The organism is Photobacterium sp. ABD4_091 (assembly GCF_056160145.1).
On sequence record NZ_JBSWWQ010000007.1, the window covers coordinates 13,291 to 36,491 of the forward strand.

Consider the following 23,201-nt stretch of genomic DNA (forward strand, 5'->3'; position numbering starts at 1 on the left):
CAGCGCCTGATTTCTCAATACGCTAAAGGGATCACTGAATGCCGTTAAAATTGACCGGGTTGATCGAAGAAGAAGTCGATGAATGTTTTGACTTTCAGTGGCTGTGATTTATCACGGTACAGTAAATGGATGGGTTTTGCTGTGGGGCGAGATTCTGCCAGGCATTCTATCAGTCTCCCTTTGCTTACATCGTCTGTTAGCAATAGTGCGGGTTGCAGGATAATCCCCGCATTTTGCAACGCCGCGGCTTTTAGCACATCTCCACTGTTACTGCTTAATCGAGATTGCTGACGGTTGAAGTATTGTGATTCCTGTTCGCGTTGCTGCGGTTGGATATCCCCGTAGTTGAAACCGAGGCAATGATGATTGGCGAGATCCCTTGCCTGGCGTGGAAAGCCGTATTGCTCGAAATAGGCAGGGGAAGCGCAAAATAACAGCTGATAGTCACCAATGTGTCTTGCGATTAAGGTGGAATCTTCCAGCTCGCCGATCCTGAACACTAAATCAAAGTGATCGTGCAATGGGTCTATGCGGTTATTGTCGAGGATCAGTACAACATTGATGTGAGGGTGTTGCTGTATAAACTGTGCGACCAGCGGCGCGACAACAGTATTGCCGTAAGTAACAGGCGCATTGATCCGGATAGTACCCATAGGGGTGTTGGTTAAGGTTTGCAGGTTCTCTTCAGCTTCTTTTATATCGTCCAGGATACGCTGGCATTCTTGGAAGTAGATTTCGCCAGCTTCCGTTAAAGACTGCCTGCGTGTGGTACGGTTTAACAGTTTTGTCCCCAAGGCTTGCTCTAACGCCTTGATATGTTTACCTACCATGGTTGAAGTGACATTGAAGTGAGCCGCGGCTTTTGCCAAGCTTCCTCGCTCTACCACATCAACAAAAACCTGCATGCTTTTCAGTTTATCCATATTGCAAACTATAAGTTGATAAATAACGGAATGGATCGTTATTTATCAAGTTATCGATGTCAATTACATTGATGGCCATATTGAGTAGTAACGGGTTGGTACAATGTTTGAACAAGGGTTATTTATTACAGCTGCGCTGAGTGTCAGTGAGGGAGTTCTTCTGGAAGAAGCCAAAGCGGCGGTAGAGCAGTTTTGCCGAGATATGAACAGTGAGCCGGGGTGCTCTATGGCAGTAGCGATGCAGGACACAAAAGATGCTCGTCGCTTTATCTTCTGGGAACGCTATGATGATCAAGCGGCCTTTGACGCCCACTTTCAAGCTAAACATACCCAAGACTTTATTGCGCTGGGCTATACCCAATTGGAACAAGCATTTGAAGCCAGCCTGATGGAAGCAGGAGAAAAGCAATGAGCGAGTTAGCAAGCCAGGCGAAAAAGCAGGTTAAGCGGTGGGGTATTCTGGGTACCAGCTTTATTTCTGGCGTTATGGCCGAGGCAATTCGCCAGGAAGGCCAAAGCCAAATTTATGCGGTAGCAGGGCGCAGCCCAGAGCCTCGGGAAGCACTGGCAAAGCAATATGACATTGCAGTGCAGCATGACAGTTATGATGCTTTGATTGCCGATCCTGAAGTAGATATTGTCTACATCGCATTACCGAACCACCTCCACCACGAGTATGTGATTAAGGCTGCGCAGGCAGGCAAGGCGATATTGTGCGAAAAGTCTTTGTCGGTCGATATGGAAAAAACAGATGCAGCCCTTGCTGCGGTCGCAAAGCATCAGGTCTTTTTCGCCGAAGGGTTGATGTATTTGAACCACCCATATACCGCCAAGATCCTTGAAGTGATCAAGTCGGGGCAAATCGGTGAGCTTCGTTCAATTCAGGGCCAATATACCGCCGCTATTTCGCAATTTGTTAACCCAGACAGCAAGGGAGCGCTCTATAATCTGGGGTGCTATCCAGTGTCATTGCTGCACCTAGTCATCCAGCAATGCTGCGGTAACGAGGCGATTGGGAAATATACTCTGTCTGCGATGGGACGCCGGGGGGCAGATGGCAATATTTGTGAAGCACAAGCCAACTTCAAGTTTGCCAACGGTGTTATGGCCCAGCTCCATACTGCCGAAGACTTCGGCTTGCATGCCGAGTTTACTGTGTTGGGCTCCAGTGGCAGTCTGCAGGTAACGAGTAACCCTTGGCTGCCAGGGGTGAAGAATCAATTCACGGTGACCCAATATGAACAGACACCAGAAGTGATTGATGTACATGCTGATGGTGACGGTTTCTTGTATCAGGTTAGGGCGGTGCTGAAAGCTCTGGAAAGCCGTGAACAGCAACTAATTCGCCCTGCGGCCAGGGCGGAAGACTCAAGGCAGATCATGAAGTTGCTGACAGATTGGGAAGCTGCAGCAACAGTATAATTACTTGATCTTTTCTGTGCTTCATCAAGCGAAATAAAAGCCCGGGCTTGCTCATTCTACGAATCCTTGCTCCGGGCATACAAATCCATACATTGTCATTGTTTCTCTCGACAGAAAATCGCACCCTTCAATTGTACACTGTTTGAAATTTTATCATTTTGTGTGGTTTTGCTGTGCCTTCTTCTATCAATCACTTTGATTACCTGCGTCGTCTTCCTCAACTCGCTAATACGGTTTATCCAAATAGCCGAGGTTTTAGGAAGATCAAGAAAAATGCCCGCTTCTGCCTGTGGGGGGCATTGAATGCCGATGCGATAAAAGCGATGACGGAAGTATTTGCTCACCCAGAGCTGTCGCCGGTATTGCAAAAAAATCCGAAAATTATCGAAAAGCCGCTCAAGCCCTACCTGTGTGTCAATTGGACACGCAGAGAGAAGATTGCCCGACTTCGGGAGCATTATCTGTTCATCAAGGACATTTTTGGCCGTCATGCGCAGACTGTACTCTCCCCCGAGGGGGCGACGATCCTTGAGTTTACTGACAACCAAGGCATGGAGTATAAAGTTCAGCTTTGCCAGGGAATGAGCCGCGAGGGTTCACTGGGACTTTATCTTGTTGATAGCAGTGACCGAAACATCTATTCGATGACCTGTCATATCGCCACCGGGGAGACGAAGATCCTATATGTTGGGGCGCTGCAAGGCCCTCGGGAAGGTATCGCTGATCGCCACCAGGTGATCAAAACCCTCACTCGTTCGCTGCACGGCTTACGCACCAAAGCCCTGATGGTTGAGTTGGCGTTGATTGTCGCGAATACGTTAGGAATGGACGAAGTACGTGGCGTATCGAACAAAGGTCATGTCTATCAGGCATTGCGTTATGTGGGTTCGAAACGTAAAGCGGTAACCTTCGATTATGATGATTTGTGGCAAGAGTACGGTGCAAATCGAGAAAGTGGCTATTTTTATCAATTGCCACTAAAACCGCCGCGCAAAGATCCATCTAGCCTGAAGAAAACCAAGCGCCGCTTGTATACCAAACGCTACCAATGGCTGGATGAGGTGAGTCTCGATGTCGCTGCGAACATTCAATCGCTGATGAAAAAGTAAATAACTTGCTGATCACCATATGAATAGGGTTGTGCCTAGGAAAGTTATTCTTTAACTTGTAGTTGTATGATAAATAGCCAAAAGGATAGGGCGATGACACTACGGGTTTATGGAGATCTCCAATCAGGCAATTGTTTTAAGGTGAAGCTGCTGTTGACGATGCTGGATATTCAGCATGAATGGCAGCATGTAGATATTTTGGCTGGGGAGTCTAAAACACCAGCCTTCTTGCTGATTAACCCCAACGGTAAAATTCCCACCGTTCAGCTTGAAGATGGCCGAACTTTGGCTGAGTCCAATGCAATATTGGGTTATTTCGCCGCAGAAACCTCCTTCCTTCCGCAAGATAGCTATGAAAAAGCCAAAGTGATGGAGTGGATGTTCTTCGAGCAGTATAGCCATGAGCCATACATTGCCGTGGCAAGATTTATAGAGAAATACCTCGGCCTGCCAGAGGAGAGAAAAGATGAATACCAGGCTTTGCAGGAGGGAGGGCACAAGGCCCTGCAAATGATGGAGCAGCAACTGTCTCAGTCGGCTTACTTGGTTGGTTCCAGCATTAGCATTGCCGATATCTCACTCTACGCGTATACCCACGTAGCCCATGAAGGCGGCTTTTCCTTGCAACAATACCCGCATATCCGCGCATGGATTGAAAAAATCCAGGCACATCCCCGTTATGTCGGTATGTTGTCATAATCGCCAAGTAGGATATATCGCACTTTTTTAGTTTTAGTGGAACAGGTGTGGGGAAGCATGGAAGTCATTTTGGCAACAACAAATGAAGAAGTAGTTGAAGTTGCGCCGATTATGCAGCAACTTCGGCCAAAATATGATTTGGCACAATTGATTGACCTGATGAACCAACAGCGCAAAAGCGGTTATCAGTTAGTCTATGTCCGAGATGGCAGCACCATTTTGTGTGTCGCTGGCTTTGTCACAGGGCATAAATTGGGCTGGGGTCACTATTTGTACATTGATGACTTAGTGACTGACGAAGCGCAGCGCTCAACCGGTGCAGGTAAATATTTGATGGGGTGGTTTAAAGATTATGCCCACATCAATCAGATAGAGCAGATCCACTTGGACTCCGGTGTGCATCGCTATGGTGCACACAAGTTCTACCTAAAGGAAGACTTTGTGATAGCGAGCCATCACTTTGTTTGCCAGTGCTGAGCAACAAATCAGCTCAGGGATCTGAGCTGATTATGCTTTTTTATCGATAATTCGGCATTAATGATGAGCACAGCAACAATCACTCGTATGCGTAATCTCATCTATCAGCAAGATAGAAGCAGAACGCTGATCTTCAGCAGAGATGTAATCGATAGACAGGACTTCGAGTAAGTCTTTCAATAGAAAGCTAAGGTGCGAGACGGTTTTGTCTTCGTCCTTGTAGGGTTCGAGATCGATGATCAGTTTTTCGACATCATTGGCTATTGCATTTGAGGTGTCGTTTTTCCAGTGTGATTTCTTTATTTTATCAACAATGTTGAAAATGGATTCGCATTTGTTCATTACTCATTTGTCCTTTGACGTTGCTGCTAGGTAAGGCAAACAACGGTTTTGTGTTGCTTGCTTGTTAAGGTTACTGTTTTAATTAGATTATTCCTTAACGCATTCCAGTGCCCATAGGGCTGGCATGGATTTTACCAAGCAGCTGGCACGAAAAACTAGTAGGTATGACCACATTTTGTTGATGGTTTAACCGTACTTTTTTGCTAAATATAAGCGCATCAGAAGTATTACTTTAACTATCATTGAGTTAATCGCTCAGCTCTCTATCAATTGTCTGATATTAGGTATTTCACCTGATATCCAACAGGGGGTGAAATGGTTGGATAAGGTTTGATGTTGAATTATTTGGTGGGTATTCTACGCACAATACACTGTAGTGAGTTTAATCGAGTAAGGCGAGGTGATGGACAATAAAGCAAAACAGCAGTTGGGGCAGATCATGGTCGAGCAAGATAAATTGCTGGCTATTTTATCGAGTAACCCTAGCGCACTCGATGAATACCCTGAACTTCAGCGTCATGTGTCTGATAAAAACGCTAATGCTATTGCTTATCGCCGGGCACTGCGCAACAAGCAATTCTCCAAGGAAAAATACCGCGGCGCGATATTGGAGCGGATAGACGACATTAGTTTTGATATGTGTGCCCTGCTCGATTTGGACTTTATTATCAACCGTGTCGCCAATAAGGTTGGCTATGATATAGAGGCTATCAAAGAGTTATCGATCAAAGATTTTGGTGCCGATACCTTGTCTAAGTTGTTACATATGCTGGGTAATGCAGTATATGGCGAGCAGGAGTTGAAAGTCTCTTACCCTTGGATGAGCCTTAAAGGGCAAGCCAATCCAACTTTTTGGAAGAATGCCCACAAGGCGTTTGATTTGATGCAGGAAGGTTATTCTACCCACTGGAAGCTTAACTCGGTGTTTAAAGACAGGTTTGGCATTGCCGTTCCTCAGTCTTTTCCCCGTTTTGTGCGAGCTTATGGCAACCCGAGGGATATTCCTGAGTGGCGAGAGTGGGCTGAGCATAAAGAAGCATGAAGATTCACGAGACATTGTAGAGATAACAAATAGGCAGCCAATGGCTGCCTATTTGTTTATGTAAGGACAGGAAGAAAGGGCTTAGAAGTTAAAGTTCACGCCGACAGAGAATACGTTGTCTACTTTTACGTTTTTTTCTCCTTTAAAATCGATATCCCCCTTATAGGTGTACATGGCATATGGGTGGATGCTGTCGAAGCCGATAAACTTCGCTTTCAACTCAACTTCGTTCTGATTACCTTCAATTTTTCTCTGATCTTTATCTTTAAAGTTTACAGTCGTGTAGTCAGCATTAAATTTAGAATCGCCACGCTTGTGGATGTAGTTGGCGGATAGATCCATGGTGTCTGCCAAAACATAGCCCAAAGTAATATCCATACGGTGGATATTGTTATCTTCTTTTATACCTAAATTGTGTCTGTCTTTGTTGGAAGCCGTTCCCTTGACGTTAACTTTCGCATCTGTCATTTCGTAGCGGTATCGGGCGGCGGTATAAAGGCCATTGTCAAACTGGTATCCCGTTTTCAGACCAAACTTCGCGGTATTGCTCAATCGCAGAGCTGCACGAAGTTTATTTCCATTTTGCTCAGCCTCAAAGCTTGAGCGGCTGCGAGACCCCGATGGCACGGTAAGTTCGAATTGTGGCTGGATATACCAAGCATCAGTGACATCGAAGTTGTAATCGATACGCATGTTGGACTCTTTATGACGCTTCAGGTTACCTTCTGTGACGATTTCAACGCCACCACTGAAGCCCAAGCCAATGTTATTGTAGACAGAGAACTTGCTCTCATCATCATTGCCGTGCTGAATGTTGTAGCTGGTGTTTGCCATTGCAGTGGCAGAAAAAAGAGAAGAAACAACTGCGGCTAAAACTAACTTTTTCATTATTAAAACCTTTTATGTATTAGAAAAATACAATCCATCGTCAGGTTTTGTTATCCGTTAACAGCGTGACCAATCAGGTTATCCCCTGTTTTGTCAGCGAGGACAGATTAAGGAAAAAGGTGTTTTGAAAGTAATTGAATGGTGTTTTAAATTATTGGAATAATCAGTAATAAATCAAAAGCCGAGGTAAGATACCTCGGCTGATACAGATGAAAACGGGGGCTGACTAATAGGCGTAGCTTAGGCTAAGGATGTGCATGCGTTGATCATCAACCTTGCCGGTAAAGCCGTTAGAGTAACTGACATCATGCTCGCCTAAATCACGATACTCATAGGCAAGACCAATACGGTGCCCATTCGATCGGGTTTTCTCGGCACCCAGGCCCAGCGCCCAGTTTTTGCCCACGGCTAGCTCAGGGTTAACATCGTTGCTTTTTTGCAAGGTGGAATCATAGCGAACACCCGCTTGGTACTCCCAACTGTTTTGGGAATAGCTAACTGCGGTACCTATGCTGTAAACATCCTTGAGATCGCCTTCTGGGTCAAAGTCGGACCAAAATTCCACACCGGTCATGGCCTTGATGGCCAATTGATCATTGATTTGATGATGAATACCCAGATCCAGTCTTGAAGGCCAGATGACATCATTGGCAAGTGTGATTGCTCTATCGCCGGATTTCAGCTCAATGTTCTCATCAGTATGATCTACACGGTGTTTGTAGTTAGCTGCGAGGTAGGTATTGCCGGTGAGATCGTACATACCCGATAAAATGAAGCTTGCTGCGGTGGAGCTGGTTTCACCTTCAATTTTTATATCGCCGATAGAGGCATCGACCGAGGTCATCAGGTGCTGCACCACAACGGCACCGCCGAGTGAGAGGCGGTTGTTAACCTGATATCCCGCTGCAAGGTGAATGTTCACCGCTTCCTGAGCCATGGCGTCATAAAGGTTGAAGCCAGACAGGCCGTTGGTGTAATCCATGCCCAAGCCGCCATCAGCATGTAGCGAGGCACCTAATACCCATTTATCGTTTAGTCGGGTGGCGTAGGCAAGACTCGGTACGACTGACTTGTTTTCTCCTGATGCATGCAAGTCGCCCCCCATTGCGCCCTGACCATTGTGCTCTGAATAAGCATCAAGGTATTGCAAACCAATGGAAAAGCTGGACTCTTCGACTGCCGTCAAACCTGCAGGACTGGTGATGGCTGCACTGGCATCATTGCGGTTGGTTGGGTTGGCCACACCGGCTGAAGAAACGCTATCGAAGGTAGCCACTTCATGGAGTAGGATACCTCCGGCTGTTGCACTGGCTGAAAACAGGGAAGCAATGGTGAAGGCGAGAACACTTTTTTTCATGATAAAACTCGTAACCAATTTAATGGCGAGATTTTATCCAAAGCGCAATGTATGGATTGCACTGACAGTGCAACAGAAAAACAAATAGAAGAGCAACGAATAAAAATAATATCTAGATCAAGTTTTCAAAATTAAAAACGCCACCGAGGGGTGGCGTTAAAATACTTGTAATGACCGAGCTAACATTAGAGTTGGTAGTTGAACTCAATGCGGTGGTCACCATCTTTGAAGTCTGAGTATTCAGTCCAGTTGGCAAAATAACGGACATTGAACCGAGGGTTGAACTGGTACGATGCGGCAAATTCATGGGCAAGCACATTGGAATTGCCAGGGCCATAGGCATTGTCTTTGTAGCTATCAGACCCGGAAAGTGTCGTCATCCACATTGGGTTATAGTTCAGCCAGATCTTGTCATTGATGGTGAGCTTACCGTAAGTACCAACTACTGCGAAGGTGCCCGGTACGGAGTAGCCACTGACTTCGGTAAAATCACTATTGTTGCCAAATGCTGCGCCAACACCACCCAGAGGGAAGAACTGAACAGGGCCGAGTGCGGGCAGGGCTTGGATGAAACTGTAGGAGATAGAGCCCGCTTCCGTGTTGAAGTCGTAATTGACATCGACTTGACGGCCTTGGCCATTAGTCAGGTCAACCCCAAAGTTACGGAAACGAATGCTGTCTATGCTGTCGTTGGCATTATCGCGCCAGCCTAGGGTATCACCCAGTGCTCCTTTCAACTCAAGCACGTTCATTCCTGCGGTGGTAGGGTTCCCTGTGTCATAGGTCTGGCCAAGCTTCAGGTTCAGGCCTTTATCGGTATATCCGGCACCGACTTGGGTGAATACTGCAAGGGGATCAGACATATCCTGAACTTCGTCATCGTTATTGGCACTGGCTGTAAAGCTAACTGCAGATAGCACAGCTGCAGTAATAATAAATTTGTTCATAATAGTTTTCTTTATTGGAGCGACAATGAGTAAAGGAATTTACCATCGCGCTAAAAATGGACTTGCACTGCCAGTGCATGTGCTATTGCATTGATGGCAGAATTTGTAATCAATTGTGTTTTTTAAAACTGAGCCTGTTCCCTTGCATATGGTTTATCACCGACGGTATGCGTCAGACCCACATCACCAATCGATAAGGGCTGAAATCCGCCATCGTATCTGTCGTTAATGCAATTGCATATGCTCTTCTTATAGAAGATATAAGCGGTAAGTGATATTTAGTCTTTGTGGTTTTCATTAGACTCATCCCGCAATTTTGAGAGTGTTACTTTCCATTATGGAGTTTCAGATGGATGCTTTCTGTCATTTGAAAAACAAGTACAGCATTGATGATGAGTTAGCCCTGCAACTTCTTAAGAGAGGGAAACTCAAACATATTCCGAAAGGGAGCTTCCTGTACTACCAAGATAAGATGGCTGACTTTATCGCAATTCCCTTAAGCGGTGTGTTCGGCATATTTCCAACCAATAAAGAGAGTCATTGTTTATTCTATAACCTGATCACCCCAGGGATTATGCTCAATGAGGTTCAATATTTCTTGGGTGGTGGCAGCCATACCGATGTCAAAGCTGTCACGGATTCTATGGTTGTTATACTGCCATTCCATGCTGTTAACCAACTAGTTGAAAATAACATCAACTTTTCCAAAATGCTCAATATCTCATTGGCTAAAAAGCAGCGGTTTTCACATACCCTATTTCACCTCAGGGGTGAGAAGAATGCTCAGTATAAAGTAGAACAAGCTCTGCTGGCGATTAGCGAGGTCGCTGATGATGGCACCATACCGATGAACATTATCGCCTTGGCTTCTTTGTTGAATATGTCTCGAAATACCGTGGGCAAAGAAATTAAAGGGCTGATTAGCAAAGGGGTACTGCACAAAGATGGACTGGGCTACCGTTTTTCCCAAGTGATCTTGCAAGTTGCTTGAAGTGCCGGCTGTTTACTCTTTCATATCCTCGACAATATTCAACAAACTATATTCAACGAACTATATTCAACAAGCTATATTCAACAAACTATCAGCCATAGCTTGCTACACTGAGGCCTATACTCCCAGTGAGACAAGGAATTCAGATGAAAAGCAAAAAGTTTGCCACTCAAGTCATCCACAGTGGCGAGCAAGTCGTCCAGCAAACCAATCCAATCTTTCCTGCCATAACGACCGCCAGTACGTTTGTTCAGCCAAACATTGGTGAGTTCGGCGATTTTAACTATTCCCGCTGCGATAACCCGACAAGAAGTGCTTATGAAAGCGCTTTGGCCGAGCTAGAAGGCGGTGTTTATGCCACGGCGACGGCATCGGGAATGGCGGCGACAGCTTTGGCTCTAGAGCTTTTCCCTGCGGATTCCCATGCGATTGTCATGTCGAGTGTCTACGGCGGTACCCATCGATTGTTCGAGACGCTACGCAGCCGTACTTCAGGCATGACGTTCAGCTATGTCGATCTTAATGATCTGGCTGCAGTTGAAGCCTGTATCCAGGCTAATACCCAATTTATCTGGATTGAAACTCCAACCAACCCACTGCTAGAGCTGGTGGATATTGAAGCGGTTTGCCAACTGGCCAAGCAGCGTGAACTGGTTTCGATTGTCGACAATACCTTCTCGACAGCGTGGAACCAGCAGCCTTTATCGCTAGGGGCAGATATCGTGATGCTCTCTACCAGCAAATATATTGGCGGGCATTCGGATCTGATCGGTGGGGCGCTGATCACTGCGGATGAAGAGCTGGCACAGCAACTCGACCGCTGCAAAACCACGGTTGGGGCGATAGCCTCTCCGTTTGACTCTTATCTGGCATTACGAGGCTTGAAAACCTTGGATATCCGGATGGAAAGGCAATGCAGCAATGCCCTCAAGGCCGCGCAGTGGTTGGAACAACACGATGCGATAGAGCAAGTGTATTACCCTGGCCTTGAAACTCACCCTCAGCACGCGTTATGCCAAAAGCAGATGCGCACAGGCGGTGCGGTGGTGTCAGTCCGTTTGAAAGGCGATGAAGAGGCCGTGAAACAGTTTGTCGGTAAGCTGCAGTACTTCATGTTGGCGGAGTCATTAGGTGGGGTAGAGAGCATGATCAACCATGCTGCTACGATGTCCCATGCTGGTGTACCGGAAGCCGAACGGGAAAAGATGGGGATTTACTATCAGACCCTTCGCTTGTCAGTCGGCATCGAGCATGCTGATGACTTGATTGCGGATCTCGAGCAAGCGCTGAGCAAATAACCCTGATTATTACCTTGAAGTGAAATTCAAAAAATACCCTTCCTGGTATGACCGGAAGGGTATTTTTTCTAGCCTTAGCTCTATCTCAACATACTGCTGTGTATTTCTCGCCCTTTCGGCGTCAGGGCATAGACTCGGCCTTCGCTCTTTTTCACCAAGCCGCTGTTGACCAAATGACGTAAGTGGAAGTTGAACTTGGTGTGATCTTCAATCCCGACCAAACGGCACAAGTCCATGAATTTTAACTGCTGATGTAGGCTGAGTTGCTGCATAACCGCTCGGCGGATAGGATTAGCCAGCGCCGAGAACACCTGATCATTGGTACGCTCTTCAATCGGAGACTTAGGTGAACGCTGGGCGTGGACACGCTTGAGGGTGACTGACAGCGCGGCAAGGTTAAACGGCTTGGTCAGGAACTCATCGGCGCCTTTTTTCATCGCATCTACCGCTACATCGACCGTGGCAAAAGCGGTGGTGATAATAATCCCGATATGCGGCTGTTGGCGGCGGACTGTCGTCATGGCTTCGATACCGGTTAAACCGCTCATCACCACATCAAACAGGGCCAGATCAAATCGTTGTTCGCTGGCTAGCTCCAAAGCCCGTTCGGCACTTTCACAGGCACTGACGTCGAAGCCTTCGAGGGTTAATGCCTCTACCAACACTTCACGTAGATCGTCGTCATCTTCGGCCAGTAGTAGGGATAGGTTCACAGTTGCTCCTTAGGTAGCTCGATTTCAACACACAAACCATTGCCGGTATTTTTCAATGATAATTGACCTTGATGCTGGCCGGTGATTTGTTTGCAGATGGATAAACCCAAGCCGGTGCCTTTTCCGGCAGGCTTGGTGGTGTAAAACGGTTTTGTTGCAGCAGCGAGGATATCGTCTTTCATCCCCGGGCCATTGTCTGTTACCCGGATCAAAACCTGATCACCCAACTGGTTGGCATTGATAGTGATAATGCCATTTTCGCCGCATGCATCGATAGCATTGTTCAGCAGGTTAATGAACAGCTCTTGTAGCTGGGTGTTGTCCGCATCAAGAGTGAGTTTGCTCGGAACACTCATGGCGACTGAAAAGTTAGCTAATCGGTGAGACATCATGTCGAGCGTATCATTGACCAAATTGGCAAGATGGATACTGCTATAACTCGGCGTACGCTGGTGGGCGTAGTTGAGGACTTCATGGCTGATATTGGCCGCCTTTTCCATTCCGCTGCGGATCCGGTTGAGTTGGCGGTGGGCATTTTCATTTTCTTCAGGCAGTTGGCGTTCCAATAAATCACAGCTGACAATGGCACTGCTGAGCGGGGTTTTGATTTCATGGGCGATCGCCGAAGTCAGTTCACCGAGTTCCTTGAATTTATCATGCTGCAGGGATTGTTGAAGTTGGGCTTTGATTTGGCGGTGGCGTTCTAAATCGAAGACCACCAGTGCTCGCCACAAGGTGATTGAGATAGCGATTGCGCACAGGGTACGCACCATAGGTACCCAAATCCCATAAGAGGTTAATAACAATCCAGCAGCAATTCCGTAGGCTACTATGGCACAGCCAGTTAATTGGAACCATAAACCTGAATCAGTCTGGTTTTTATTAAGTTGTTGGCCATAAATAAATAAACAGTAACCCGATAATAAACCGGCACCAAAGCCGAATATCCACCTAATTTGATTGGAGCTGTTAAATAGAAAGATATTGGTTGGCTGCGAATGATATCTATAAGTTAAAAACAAAGAAAATATAACAAGAATGCCAATAATGACTCTTTTTGCATATTGTCTATATTGCCATTGAATAACATCTAGCATCTTCCAGGCAAAAGCCCCTAGTGCGAGAAATGAGATCCAAAGCTTGACCACTTTAAAGGCTTCTAACCTAATGACTTTGCTCAGCGCATTTTCATAAAGGATGAGATATAGCTCAGACCATTCGTGCAAACCATGGATGAATCCAAACACTGCCAAGGTAGGTAGTGCGGTGGCGATATGTAATCGGCTTAGCTTTAAGTTTCTGAATGTTATGGAAAAGGCTATGGCAAAGAAAGCTAAGCCATAGGTGAGGTAGATGATGAAAACAGATAAATTCTCCATCCGTTAATCTTAAGCGAGATAACTGTCGCAAGCAATGATGCAAAATTAAGACGGTACCTTGTGTCACAAAAAATTGAGTGCATATAATTCTGTGAATTTTACTTCACAGAATTTTTTGGCAATGATAAATCTTTTTTGTTTTTGGCTTGATGAAAGCAAAAGTAATAAAAGTGAAATATTCTAAACCTAATCTCCATCCCACAAGTTTGATGACCATAATCCTTAAAAAGTTGTGCCAGTAGGACTTTGAATGAACACCATAGTTTTAATTTAGCCAATTTTTAAAAAGATGTTGTAAACAAAACTTGTTGAATGAACGACCTTGCAGGAGCTAGGGAATCATCCCTAGCCCTGCACTTAACTCGATATCCATTAATTTAGATGCAAGTTATTTCGAGATAACTCATTCGTAACCTCACAATATAATCGGAGATAAGATTGTGAAACTAATCAAAACCGCTTTGGTTTCTTCTGCACTGGTGGCTGCGTCATTTGGTGCTGCAGCAAATGTGACTATCAACGGTGCAGGTGCCACGTTCCCACACCCAATCTATGCGAAGTGGGCTGAGGAATACCGTGCTGAAACCGGCGTGCAGATTAACTACCAGGCAATCGGTTCAGGCGGTGGTATCCGCCAGATCACGGCGAAAACCGTTGATTTCGGTGCAACGGATGCGCCTCTTACTATCGATCAGCTAAACGAAGAAGCGATGCTTCAGTTCCCTATGGTAATGGGTGCTATCGTTCCGGTTATCAATGTACCGGGTATTGAACCCGGTGAGCTTAAGCTGACGGGTGAAGTGCTGGCTGATATTTACATGGGTAAAATCAAGCAGTGGGACGACGAGCGTATTGCTGAGCTGAACGAAGGTGTAAAGCTACCTAGCCAAGCGATTTACGTGGTTCACCGCTCTGACGGTTCTGGTACAACCTTCAACTTCACCGATTACCTATCTCTGGTTAGCAAAGAGTGGGCAGAGAACATCGGTGCAAACTCTGATATTACATGGCCTCGTGAAGCAACCACTATCGGTGGTAACGGTAACGCAGGCGTTGCTAATTTCGTTGGTCGTACCCGTGGCGCAATTGGCTATGTTGAATACGCATTCGCCAAGCAGAACAACATGACTCACACCCAGATGGCCAGTGCTGAAGGCAACTTCATCCAGCCAACCATGGATACGTTCCAGGCTGCAGCAGCCAATGCTGATTGGGAAAACGCGCCAGGTTTCCGCCTGCTTCTAAATAACCAGCCTGGTGCTGAATCTTGGCCGATGACAGCAGCAACTTTCATCCTTATGCATAAAGATCAGGTCGATGCTGAGAAAGCACAAGCCATTGTTGACTTCTTCCAGTGGAGCTACGAGAACGGTGGCGAAATGGCTGAAGGATTGGATTACATCCCAATGCCTGAGTCTGTAGTGGAAATGGTAAACAGCGAATGGTCGCAAGGCTTTACGTCTAACGGCGCTTCTTTCATCAAGTAATTATCTTACACTAATTTTCCGCTGCCCATTTTGGTGGGCAGCGGCTGTACTTATTATGCTATTGACTATCGCTAAGCCAAAACTGGATGGAGATTCAATCTTCAGCCGAATCAGCCTGTTCAGTGCGGCAATTATATTTTTCACCTTGGTAGGTATCGTTCTTTCCTTGATTGACGGTGGCTGGAAGGCGTTTTCTGAATTTGGTCCAGGCTTTGTTTTCCGCAATGTTTGGGATCCGGTAAATAGTGACTTTGGAGCCGCTTCTGCTGTCTATGGCACCTTGGTCACCTCACTTATTGCTATCGTTATCGCGATCCCCGTCGCAATCGGAACGGCAATCTTCCTCGCTGAGCTAGCGCCGCGCTGGGTCGCTCTGCCAGTCAGCAAGGCTATCGAATTGCTCGCTGCGGTTCCGAGTATTATTTACGGTATGTGGGGCTTGTTTGTGTTCGCGCCATGGTTTTCGGAAGGCTTCCAGATGTGGGCCGCGATGCACCTTGTCGGCTTGCCGTTGATTGGCCCTTGGTTTGATGGGCCCCCAATCGGAATTGGCTTGCTGACCGCCGGTATTATCTTGTCGTTCATGATCCTCCCTATTGTGACGGCATTGACCCGTGACGCCTTGCAATCGATTCCGAATGTTCTGCGCGAAGCGGCTTACGGTGTCGGTGCGACGCCTTATGAAGTGATCACGCGTGTATTGCTGCCAAAAATCAAAAGTGCAGTGGTCAGTGCTGGCATTTTGGGGTTGGGTCGTGCTCTTGGTGAAACCATGGCGGTAGCCTTTGTGATCGGTGGTGCCAACCGTATCGAAACCTCTTTGTTCATGCCGGCAAGCTCGATTTCCTCGACCATTGCCCAGCAGTTCAATGAAGCGACTAACCCAATGCATATTTCATCACTGATTGGTCTTGGCCTGGTGCTGTTTGCGATCACTGTGGTGGTGATGGGCACAGCGCGTTACCTGATGAGGGCATCGAAATGAGAAAGCTGAAGAACTTGTTATTCAAGCTGTTCTGTATTGCCTCCTCAATGCTGGGGATCGTCGTACTCGCCAGTATCTTGTACACCTTGGTATCAAAAGGGTTCTCCGGCCTGAACATGGCGGTATTTACCGAATTGACGCCGGGGCCGGGTAGTCAGGGTGGCCTGAAAAATGCCATTTACGGTAGTTTGGTGTTGACGACTCTGGGTATTTTGATTGCTGCTCCGCTGGGGGTATTGGCAGGTACTTGGCTTTCAGAGGCAGAGAAAGGTAACAAGCTGGCAGAAACACTGCGGTTCTTGAACGGCATGCTGGTGAGTGCGCCTTCGATTCTCGTCGGCCTGTTTGTTTACGGCTTGATTGTGGTGCCTATGGGCTCTTATTCAGGCTGGGCAGGCGCGATTGCCTTGGCTATTTTGGCTCTGCCGGTGATAGTGTCTTCCACCGAAGAGATGCTGCGTCTGGTTCCGCCAACGCTCAAAGAAGCGGGCAGTGGTTTGGGCGTGCCGAAGTGGCGCGTGATCACCCAGCTTGGCTACCGTGCGGCGGGTCCGGGTATCGTGACAGCCATTCTCCTGTCAATTGCCCGTATTTCAGGTGAAACAGCGCCGCTGCTGTTTACCGCACTTAACAGTAATTTCATGACGACAGACCTTGGCAAGCCAATGGCAAACCTACCTGTCACCATATATCAGTACGCGATGAGCCCATTTGCCTCATGGCAGGAGCTAGCATGGGCTGGCGCCTTGCTCATCACCGGTTTCATCTTGTTGGTCAACATTACAGCGACCGCATTACCAAAATTGATTAAAGCGAGAAAAGCATGACAGCGACAGCGATTAACACCATGATAGCACCTGTTGGTAACACGGTTGCCAGTGCGGATGTAGCGCTGGAACACCGAATGGATGTGCGTGACCTTAGCTTCTTTTATAACGCTTCCGATGAGGCGGCACTGAAAAGCGTCAACCTACCGGTTTTCAATAACCGGGTGACGGCGCTGATCGGCCCTTCTGGTTGTGGTAAATCAACCCTGCTACGTACCATGAACCGTATTTACGATCTATACGGCTCGCAGCGTGCAGAAGGGGAGATCTTGCTCGATGGCGAAGATATCCTGGGTAATGTGGATCTTAATGAACTACGTTCGAAAGTTGGCATGGTTTTCCAAAAACCGACCCCTTTCCCGATGTCGATTTACGACAACATGAAGTTCGGACTGAAGATGAAAGGCGGCCTGAGCAAAGAGGAAATGGATGCCCGCATCGAGAAAGCCCTGCGCCGTGCTCACCTCTGGGAAGAGGTCAAAGACAAGATGCATGCTGATGCCAGCGGCTTGTCAGGCGGTCAGCAGCAGCGTTTGTGTATTGCCCGTACTATCGCACTGCAGCCAGAAGTGATCCTGATGGATGAACCAACCTCGGCACTAGATCCAATAGCCACGGCCGCGATCGAGGAGCTAATCACCGAGCTTCGTGAGAAGTACACTATTGTGATTGTGACCCACAACATGCAGCAGGCGATGCGTATCTCTGATTACACCGGCTTTATGTATCTGGGTAAGTTAGTTGAGTTCGGCAAAACCGATCAAATCTTCAACGCGCCGAAAGAAGACCGTACCCGCCGTTATATTTCTGGTGATTTCGGTTAAACACAATAATAAGTCAGCCTAAAGCTATTCTTAAAAGCTAAGCCCCAACCGCTGCTCACGGTTGGGGCTTTTTTGTTAGCGGTTTTAGTTGTCTTTTGTCTATAAATCCTTACAAACAGGTATGAAAGTCTACTTGTGCGGATATTTTCTCTTAAATGCTTCGAAAAGGCCGATAAATTTCCTAATTTGCCCTGGTTTGAAACAGTACAGAGTAACGAGTCACTGTTTTGGGGCAAGTGTAGATTTATTGCACCAATATGCGCTAAAGGAATAATCGGTAAAGAAGGTTTTAACTTTTGGTTTGAAATATTAAATCAATATAATCAGTGCTTTACTGGCTTCTTTGTGGGGCGGGTTGTTTTGGCATCGATTTTGATTGGACATAAATGAATATTTATTACAAACGGAGATGTTAAGTATGTCCACGATGTCCAAACTGAATCTAGCTACACTTGGTCTGAGTTTATCTTTGCTCTCAGCGGCAGCATCGGCTGAAGAGACGATCAAGGTCGGGGTTCTCCATTCGCTGTCGGGCACCATGGCGATCAGTGAGACTACGCTGAAAGATACAGTATTGATGCTAGTTGATGAGCAGAATAAAAAAGGCGGCCTATTAGGTAAGAAGCTGGAGGCGGTGGTCGTGGATCCTGCTTCGAACTGGCCTCTGTTTGCTGAAAAAGCCCGGGAGCTTATCGAAAAGGAAAAAGTCGATGTGGTATTCGGTGGCTGGACGTCGGTCTCCCGTAAATCAATGCTGCCGGTGTTTGAAGAGCTAAATAGTATCCTGTTCTACCCGGTGCAATATGAGGGTGAAGAGTCATCCAAGAATGTCTTCTATACCGGTGCTGCGCCTAACCAGCAGGCGATCCCTGCTGTTGAATACCTGATGGATGAGCTGGACGTCGAGCGCTGGGTCCTGGCGGGTACCGACTATGTCTACCCACGCACAACCAATAAGATTCTGGAGTCCTACCTAAAAGCCAAGGGTGTTGCTGAAGAGGATATCATGATCAGCTATACCCCTTTTGGTCACTCTGATTGGCAGTCGATAGTGTCTGACATCAAGAAGTTTGGCTCTGCGGGTAAGAAAACAGCGGTTGTTTCTACTATCAACGGTGACGCGAACGTTCCCTTTTACAAAGAGCTAGGTGCCCAAGGCGTCTCCTCTGAAGATATCCCTGTTGTCGCGTTCTCCGTGGGCGAAGAAGAGCTATCTGGTATGGATACATCGCCGTTGGTCGGCCACCTTGCGGCCTGGAACTACTTCATGAGTGTTGATACTGAGCAGAATGAAGAGTTCATTGATGGTTGGCAGTCGTTTATCAAAAGTGAAGAGCGGGTGACCAATGATCCGATGGAAGCACACTATATCGGCTTCAATATGTGGGTACAGGCGGTGAAGAATGCCGGAACGACTGATTCGGAAGCGGTTCAAGATGCAATGATTGGTATTGCAGTACCGAACTTGTCTGGCGGTTACTCGACGATGCTGCCAAACCACCACATCACAAAACCTGTGCTGATTGGTGAAATCCAGGATGACGGTCAGTTTGATGTCGTTTGGGAAACGACTGGGCTAGTCGCCGGTGATGCATGGTCTAAGTATCTTCCTGAGTCTGCCAAGCTATTTTCTAGCTGGTCTAAGCCATTCTCTTGTGGTGCCTTCAACACTGAAACCAAAAAGTGTTCAGGCTCGAATTAACCCCTCGTAAAAATTAAGGGCCGTTTGCCCTTTATTGATAGCGCTTCAGTGTATGGCTGAAGCGCTATGTTCTGTGGGTTTTTGCCCACCTTGGAAGTTGTTAATTGCCAGTAAGGACACAAGAAATGACACCTTTAATGAAGCTCGTTAAAGCACTCATTGTTTTCTTGTTATGTACACCCATCGCGTTTGCTTCGGTCAGTTCAACGGATGATTTTGATCGGGTATTGCTTGGGAAAAATAATAAAGACAAGGAAATCGCCATTGAGTGGCTCGTAGCCAACCAGCCAACAGAAAAGGCGAAGCCGATTTTGCGCGCATGGTTGGAAGGGGATTTGTTTTATTACAAAGACAAGAAAAGTGAAGCTTTTCAAAAGCTTTATATTATTGCCGGAAGAAACGGCAAACAGGCCGACAGTATTTGGGACGCCGAGCAGCTGACCGTTTCTCGCTCGCGAGATTTTGGCAAAGTACGGGTCAATAACAAGTTGCGCAGCATGATCAGGATGCAGTTGGCATCACTGGGGCTGAACTCGCCTGATCCCGCCGTCCGCCTGCAAGCTGCGAACGGGCTGCTGGGGCAAACCGATGATGAGATCCTTGAAAGGATCGAGGCCCAGCTAAGTGTTGAGCAAGATCCCCAAGTCCAAGACAGGTTGCAACTTGCATTAGCCGTCAGCGAGGCGTTGGATAACAGTGAATCAACCCAAGCACGTGTAGCTGCGGTAGAGACACTGTCTGAATACAAGCAAGCCATAGTGCTGCAAACCCTGAACAGGCTTCAGCCTCTGTCACTTGATCCGGAGCTCTCGGCTGCGGTCGAAAAAGGGCTGGATAAGTACCACCAGAGCCAGCGCTTTTACTCCGGGGTGGAAACGGTTTTCTTTGGCCTCAGCTTAGGGTCGGTACTGGTACTCGCCGGGATTGGCCTTGCCATCACTTTTGGGGTGATGGGGGTCATCAACATGGCACACGGTGAGCTGATCATGATCGGCGCCTACACCACCTATGTGATGCAGCAGCTTTTCCCCCAACAGATTGGTGTTGCGTTAATACTGTCTATTCCAATGGCTTTCATTATTTCTGGGCTGGTAGGCATTGCGATTGAGCGCAGTGTGATCAGGCACCTCTATGGCCGGCCACTGGAAACCTTATTGGCGACATTCGGGATCAGTTTGATCCTCCAGCAAGCAGTAAGATCTATCTTTTCTCCCCTAAATCGCTCTGTGAGTACGCCGGACTGGATGGCGGGTGCCTGGGAGCTGAACCCCATGCTGTCGCTGACCTATAACCGCCTTTACATCATTGTTTTCTGCGCCTTGGTGTTTATCGCCATGGTGGTGGTGTTGAAGAAAACCCCTCTTGGCCTGCAAGTCCGGGCAGTGTCCCAAAACAGGGCGATGGCTAGAGCAATGGGGATCCGCTCCGAGCGCGTCGATGCCCTGACATTTGGGTTGGGCTCTGGCGTAGCCGGTGTTGCCGGGGTGGCATTGTCACAGCTGACGAATGTCGGGCCGAACATGGGCCAAGCCTACATCATCGATTCCTTTATGGTGGTGGTGTTTGGCGGGGTCGGCAACCTTTGGGGTACCTTGGTCGCTGGCTTGGGGCTGGGGCTTTTCAACAAGCTATTGGAACCTTGGGCAGGGGCAGTGCTGGCGAAGATTTTGATGCTGGTGTTCATCATCCTGTTTATCCAGAAACGTCCTCGCGGGCTATTCCCGCAACGTGGCCGTGCGGCAGAAAGCTAAGGAGCGCTTGATGCAGTCTAAATCAATTATTCTTTCGGCTTTGGGGCGGGATCGGGGCGGCAAAGTCGTCCTCACGCTTCTGCTCGCTGCCGTTATTCTGGTGCCGATGGCCAACCTATTATTGCCGGCTGGCCACCCGCTACATATCGAAACCTTTACGATTTCGCTGATGGGCAAATACCTCAGCTATGCCATGCTCGCGCTCGCGGTAGATTTGGTGTGGGGATACCTTGGCATCCTCAGCCTTGGGCATGGTGCCTTTTTTGCCCTTGGTGGCTATGCCATGGGGATGTACCTGATGCGCCAAATTGGTGACCGGGGCGTGTATGGCGACCCTGTTTTGCCGGACTTTATGGTGTTCCTCAATTGGTCAGAGCTTCCGTGGTTCTGGTACGGCTTTGATCAATTCTGGCTTGCTTGCCTGATGGTGGTGCTGGTTCCTGGCCTGCTGGCCTATATTTTTGGTTACCTGGCTTTTCGCTCAAGGGTCTCCGGAGTGTATTTGTCGATCATGACCCAGGCCCTGACCTATGCCCTTATGCTGGCTTTCTTCCGCAATGAAATGGGATTTGGCGGTAACAACGGCCTGACGGACTTCAAGGATATCCTCGGTTTCAGCCTGCAGCAGGATACAACCAAAATCGCATTATTTGTCTGTACCGGCCTGGCACTGGCGGTTAGCTATATCGTGTGCCGCACGGTGGTCAGCAGCCGGTTGGGCCGTGTCGCGATGGCTATCCGAGATACCGAATCGCGCACACGTTTTATGGGCTATGACGTCGACGGCATCAAGTTATGGGTCTTCGTGTTGTCTGCAGTAATAGCTGGGATAGCCGGGGCTTTGTATGTACCGCAAGTGGGCATCATAAATCCAGGTGAGTTTGCGCCACTGAACTCTATCGAAATCGTGGTGTGGGTGGCACTTGGCGGGCGGGCAACGCTGTTCGGAGCCATTGTCGGCGCCTTGATAATCAATTATGCCAAAAGCTGGTTTACGGTCGAATTCCCGGAAGTGTGGCTCTTTGCCCTCGGCGGCTTGTTTGTGCTTTCTACCATGTATTTCCCGAGAGGGGTGATTGGGTTTATTTCTGATGGCATTAACCGGTTTAGCTTTAAACCAAAAGGGGGAGGCTCTCCAACATCAGCGAAACCCCAGCAAGCTTGCAATGGCAGTGAGGTGGCGTCATGACAGTATTGGAAACGGCAAAAAAACTACAGACCTTTGCCCATGAAATGACGAAGCGCGATGAGGTCTTTTCGTTCTTGATCCCTGAAGAGCATCCCTTAATCGATACCAAGCACAACATATTGCTCTATGTCGAAGGGGTGAACAAAAGCTTTGATGGATTCAAGGCGATTAACGACCTTAACTTGTACATTCGCGAAGGGGAGTTGCGCTGCATTATCGGCCCCAACGGAGCCGGTAAAACCACCATGATGGATATTATCACCGGAAAGACCAAGCCAGATTCAGGGCAAGTCTGGCTGGGCTCCAATATCAACTTGCTGACAATGAATGAATCGCAGATCGCCAATGCTGGTGTAGGGCGGAAGTTTCAAAAACCGACGGTGATTGAATGCCTCACTGTTTGGCAGAACCTTGAACTGGCGATGTCTGGTGTACGGAGCGTTTGGGGGACATTTAGGGCTAAATTGACCGGCGAGCAGAAGGACAAGCTTGAGTCAGTACTGGCACTCATCAACCTGGCTGACAATGCCGCCCTGCTGGCGGGTAACTTGTCCCATGGCCAAAAACAGTGGCTGGAGATCGGCATGCTGCTAATGCAAAACCCTAAGCTGCTGCTGGTCGATGAACCCGTGGCAGGGATGACCCACCAGGAAATGGATAAAACCTCAGAGTTGCTTAATTCGCTGGCAGGCAAGCACTCGGTGGTTGTGGTTGAGCACGATATGGATTTTGTCCGCTCGATTGCCAGTGAGGTGACGGTGCTCCATCAGGGCCATGTGTTGGCTGAAGGCACAATGGATCAAGTACAAAACCATCCTGAAGTGAAGCGGGTATACCTGGGGGAATAGC

23 protein-coding genes are annotated in these 23,201 nt (G+C 47.8%); 16 read left to right on the top strand and 7 right to left on the bottom strand.

What is annotated here, in order from left to right; all coding sequences use genetic code 11:
- Positions 1–44: 44 nt before the first annotated feature.
- Positions 45–923 (bottom strand): LysR substrate-binding domain-containing protein, encoded by an 879-nt coding sequence (locus ACXAGQ_RS27905; RefSeq protein ID WP_475258389.1) that lies wholly within the window; start codon positions 921–923, stop codon positions 45–47.
- A gap of 103 nt (positions 924–1,026) precedes the next feature.
- Here ACXAGQ_RS27905 and ACXAGQ_RS27910 point away from each other — a divergent pair, with 103 nt between their 5' ends.
- The 5 genes from ACXAGQ_RS27910 to ACXAGQ_RS27930 all read left to right on the top strand — a co-directional run bounded on the left by ACXAGQ_RS27910 (position 1,027) and on the right by ACXAGQ_RS27930 (position 4,630).
- Positions 1,027–1,335, top strand: coding sequence for a putative quinol monooxygenase (locus ACXAGQ_RS27910; RefSeq protein ID WP_475258391.1), 309 nt, complete (start codon positions 1,027–1,029; stop codon positions 1,333–1,335).
- On the top strand, positions 1,332–2,345 hold the full coding sequence (locus ACXAGQ_RS27915) for a Gfo/Idh/MocA family protein (protein WP_475258393.1): 1,014 nt from the start codon (positions 1,332–1,334) through the stop codon (positions 2,343–2,345). The genes ACXAGQ_RS27910 and ACXAGQ_RS27915 overlap by 4 nt, the downstream gene beginning before the upstream one ends.
- A 173-nt stretch (positions 2,346–2,518) precedes the next feature.
- Complete coding sequence (locus tag ACXAGQ_RS27920; RefSeq protein WP_475258395.1) at positions 2,519–3,454, top strand: VirK/YbjX family protein; 936 nt, start codon at positions 2,519–2,521, stop codon at positions 3,452–3,454.
- 93 nt (positions 3,455–3,547) lie between these two features.
- The gene (locus tag ACXAGQ_RS27925; protein WP_475258397.1) at positions 3,548–4,153 is read left to right on the top strand and encodes a glutathione S-transferase family protein; all 606 of its coding nucleotides are present in this window, start codon (positions 3,548–3,550) and stop codon (positions 4,151–4,153) included.
- Between the two features lie 57 nt (positions 4,154–4,210).
- Positions 4,211–4,630 (top strand): GNAT family N-acetyltransferase, encoded by a 420-nt coding sequence (locus ACXAGQ_RS27930; protein WP_475258399.1) that lies wholly within the window; start codon positions 4,211–4,213, stop codon positions 4,628–4,630.
- 57 nt (positions 4,631–4,687) lie between these two features.
- On the opposite strand, the gene ACXAGQ_RS27935 is transcribed toward ACXAGQ_RS27930, so the two are convergent.
- Positions 4,688–4,972 (bottom strand): hypothetical protein, encoded by a 285-nt coding sequence (locus ACXAGQ_RS27935; RefSeq protein ID WP_475258401.1) that lies wholly within the window; start codon positions 4,970–4,972, stop codon positions 4,688–4,690.
- Positions 4,973–5,375: 403 nt separating this feature from the next.
- Here ACXAGQ_RS27935 and ACXAGQ_RS27940 point away from each other — a divergent pair, with 403 nt between their 5' ends.
- Positions 5,376–6,014, top strand: a complete 639-nt coding sequence (locus ACXAGQ_RS27940) for a hypothetical protein (protein WP_475258402.1) — start codon at positions 5,376–5,378, stop codon at positions 6,012–6,014.
- Between the two features lie 81 nt (positions 6,015–6,095).
- Here ACXAGQ_RS27940 and ACXAGQ_RS27945 read toward each other — a convergent pair whose 3' ends face one another.
- The 3 genes from ACXAGQ_RS27945 to ACXAGQ_RS27955 all read right to left on the bottom strand — a co-directional run bounded on the left by ACXAGQ_RS27945 (position 6,096) and on the right by ACXAGQ_RS27955 (position 9,206).
- Entirely contained in the window at positions 6,096–6,902 is an 807-nt protein-coding gene (locus tag ACXAGQ_RS27945; protein ID WP_475258404.1) for an oligogalacturonate-specific porin KdgM family protein, read from the bottom strand.
- A 226-nt stretch (positions 6,903–7,128) separates the two neighbouring features.
- Entirely contained in the window at positions 7,129–8,259 is a 1,131-nt protein-coding gene (locus ACXAGQ_RS27950) for an OmpP1/FadL family transporter (RefSeq protein ID WP_475258406.1), read from the bottom strand.
- A 185-nt stretch (positions 8,260–8,444) separates the two neighbouring features.
- Positions 8,445–9,206 carry a hypothetical protein gene (locus ACXAGQ_RS27955; RefSeq protein ID WP_475258408.1) on the bottom strand — a complete coding sequence of 254 codons (762 nt, stop codon included), beginning with the start codon at positions 9,204–9,206 and terminating at the stop codon, positions 8,445–8,447.
- A gap of 349 nt (positions 9,207–9,555) precedes the next feature.
- On the opposite strand from ACXAGQ_RS27955, the gene ACXAGQ_RS27960 reads away from it, so the two are divergent.
- Together ACXAGQ_RS27960 and ACXAGQ_RS27965 are read left to right on the top strand one after the other, a co-directional pair.
- The gene (locus ACXAGQ_RS27960) at positions 9,556–10,197 is read left to right on the top strand and encodes a Crp/Fnr family transcriptional regulator (protein WP_475258410.1); all 642 of its coding nucleotides are present in this window, start codon (positions 9,556–9,558) and stop codon (positions 10,195–10,197) included.
- Between the two features lie 146 nt (positions 10,198–10,343).
- A complete protein-coding gene (locus ACXAGQ_RS27965; RefSeq protein ID WP_475258412.1) occupies positions 10,344–11,495 on the top strand; it encodes a trans-sulfuration enzyme family protein in 1,152 nt (383 codons plus the stop codon).
- A gap of 80 nt (positions 11,496–11,575) precedes the next feature.
- Here ACXAGQ_RS27965 and ACXAGQ_RS27970 read toward each other — a convergent pair whose 3' ends face one another.
- The gene (locus ACXAGQ_RS27970; protein ID WP_475258413.1) at positions 11,576–12,208 is read right to left on the bottom strand and encodes a response regulator; all 633 of its coding nucleotides are present in this window, start codon (positions 12,206–12,208) and stop codon (positions 11,576–11,578) included.
- Positions 12,205–12,981: a sensor histidine kinase gene (locus ACXAGQ_RS27975; protein WP_475258415.1), complete on the bottom strand. Its 777-nt coding sequence runs from the start codon at positions 12,979–12,981 to the stop codon at positions 12,205–12,207. The genes ACXAGQ_RS27970 and ACXAGQ_RS27975 overlap by 4 nt, the downstream gene beginning before the upstream one ends.
- A gap of 1,046 nt (positions 12,982–14,027) precedes the next feature.
- Here ACXAGQ_RS27975 and pstS point away from each other — a divergent pair.
- The 8 genes from pstS (at position 14,028) to urtD (ending at position 23,200) form a co-directional block, all read left to right on the top strand.
- Positions 14,028–15,074: a phosphate ABC transporter substrate-binding protein PstS gene (pstS, locus tag ACXAGQ_RS27980; RefSeq protein WP_475258417.1), complete on the top strand. Its 1,047-nt coding sequence runs from the start codon at positions 14,028–14,030 to the stop codon at positions 15,072–15,074.
- A 55-nt stretch (positions 15,075–15,129) separates the two neighbouring features.
- Positions 15,130–16,059, top strand: coding sequence for a phosphate ABC transporter permease subunit PstC (pstC, locus tag ACXAGQ_RS27985; RefSeq protein WP_475258418.1), 930 nt, complete (start codon positions 15,130–15,132; stop codon positions 16,057–16,059).
- Entirely contained in the window at positions 16,050–16,886 is an 837-nt protein-coding gene (gene pstA / locus ACXAGQ_RS27990) for a phosphate ABC transporter permease PstA (RefSeq protein WP_475258480.1), read from the top strand. The genes pstC and pstA overlap by 10 nt, the downstream gene beginning before the upstream one ends.
- Before the next feature lie 20 nt (positions 16,887–16,906).
- Complete coding sequence (pstB, locus tag ACXAGQ_RS27995; RefSeq protein WP_475258481.1) at positions 16,907–17,710, top strand: phosphate ABC transporter ATP-binding protein PstB; 804 nt, start codon at positions 16,907–16,909, stop codon at positions 17,708–17,710.
- A gap of 418 nt (positions 17,711–18,128) precedes the next feature.
- Positions 18,129–19,412, top strand: a complete 1,284-nt coding sequence (urtA, locus tag ACXAGQ_RS28000) for an urea ABC transporter substrate-binding protein (RefSeq protein WP_475258420.1) — start codon at positions 18,129–18,131, stop codon at positions 19,410–19,412.
- Positions 19,413–19,537: 125 nt separating this feature from the next.
- On the top strand, positions 19,538–21,163 hold the full coding sequence (urtB, locus tag ACXAGQ_RS28005; RefSeq protein WP_475258421.1) for an urea ABC transporter permease subunit UrtB: 1,626 nt from the start codon (positions 19,538–19,540) through the stop codon (positions 21,161–21,163).
- Positions 21,164–21,173: 10 nt separating this feature from the next.
- A complete protein-coding gene (urtC, locus tag ACXAGQ_RS28010) occupies positions 21,174–22,352 on the top strand; it encodes an urea ABC transporter permease subunit UrtC (protein WP_475258423.1) in 1,179 nt (392 codons plus the stop codon).
- Positions 22,349–23,200: an urea ABC transporter ATP-binding protein UrtD gene (gene urtD / locus ACXAGQ_RS28015; protein ID WP_475258425.1), complete on the top strand. Its 852-nt coding sequence runs from the start codon at positions 22,349–22,351 to the stop codon at positions 23,198–23,200. Before urtC ends, urtD begins: the two co-directional genes overlap by 4 nt.
- Position 23,201 lies beyond the last annotated feature (1 nt).

What these genes read in the sequence shown, in the direction of transcription:
- ACXAGQ_RS27975 (WP_475258415.1), bottom strand. Translation starts at nt 12,981, where the DNA reads ATGGTGCGTACCCTGTGCGCAATCGCTATCTCAATCACCTTGTGGCGA.
- ACXAGQ_RS27950 (WP_475258406.1), bottom strand. Translation starts at nt 8,259, where the DNA reads ATGAAAAAAAGTGTTCTCGCCTTCACCATTGCTTCCCTGTTTTCAGCC.
- ACXAGQ_RS27965 (WP_475258412.1), top strand. Translation starts at nt 10,344, where the DNA reads ATGAAAAGCAAAAAGTTTGCCACTCAAGTCATCCACAGTGGCGAGCAA.
- ACXAGQ_RS27930 (WP_475258399.1), top strand. Translation starts at nt 4,211, where the DNA reads ATGGAAGTCATTTTGGCAACAACAAATGAAGAAGTAGTTGAAGTTGCG.
- ACXAGQ_RS27945 (WP_475258404.1), bottom strand. Translation starts at nt 6,902, where the DNA reads ATGAAAAAGTTAGTTTTAGCCGCAGTTGTTTCTTCTCTTTTTTCTGCC.
- ACXAGQ_RS27935 (WP_475258401.1), bottom strand. Translation starts at nt 4,972, where the DNA reads ATGAACAAATGCGAATCCATTTTCAACATTGTTGATAAAATAAAGAAA.
- ACXAGQ_RS27915 (WP_475258393.1), top strand. Translation starts at nt 1,332, where the DNA reads ATGAGCGAGTTAGCAAGCCAGGCGAAAAAGCAGGTTAAGCGGTGGGGT.
- ACXAGQ_RS27910 (WP_475258391.1), top strand. Translation starts at nt 1,027, where the DNA reads ATGTTTGAACAAGGGTTATTTATTACAGCTGCGCTGAGTGTCAGTGAG.
- ACXAGQ_RS27925 (WP_475258397.1), top strand. Translation starts at nt 3,548, where the DNA reads ATGACACTACGGGTTTATGGAGATCTCCAATCAGGCAATTGTTTTAAG.
- ACXAGQ_RS27940 (WP_475258402.1), top strand. Translation starts at nt 5,376, where the DNA reads ATGGACAATAAAGCAAAACAGCAGTTGGGGCAGATCATGGTCGAGCAA.
- urtA (WP_475258420.1), top strand. Translation starts at nt 18,129, where the DNA reads ATGTCCACGATGTCCAAACTGAATCTAGCTACACTTGGTCTGAGTTTA.
- ACXAGQ_RS27905 (WP_475258389.1), bottom strand. Translation starts at nt 923, where the DNA reads ATGGATAAACTGAAAAGCATGCAGGTTTTTGTTGATGTGGTAGAGCGA.
- pstC (WP_475258418.1), top strand. Translation starts at nt 15,130, where the DNA reads ATGCTATTGACTATCGCTAAGCCAAAACTGGATGGAGATTCAATCTTC.
- ACXAGQ_RS27955 (WP_475258408.1), bottom strand. Translation starts at nt 9,206, where the DNA reads ATGAACAAATTTATTATTACTGCAGCTGTGCTATCTGCAGTTAGCTTT.
- pstB (WP_475258481.1), top strand. Translation starts at nt 16,907, where the DNA reads ATGATAGCACCTGTTGGTAACACGGTTGCCAGTGCGGATGTAGCGCTG.
- urtB (WP_475258421.1), top strand. Translation starts at nt 19,538, where the DNA reads ATGACACCTTTAATGAAGCTCGTTAAAGCACTCATTGTTTTCTTGTTA.
- ACXAGQ_RS27960 (WP_475258410.1), top strand. Translation starts at nt 9,556, where the DNA reads ATGGATGCTTTCTGTCATTTGAAAAACAAGTACAGCATTGATGATGAG.
- urtD (WP_475258425.1), top strand. Translation starts at nt 22,349, where the DNA reads ATGACAGTATTGGAAACGGCAAAAAAACTACAGACCTTTGCCCATGAA.
- urtC (WP_475258423.1), top strand. Translation starts at nt 21,174, where the DNA reads ATGCAGTCTAAATCAATTATTCTTTCGGCTTTGGGGCGGGATCGGGGC.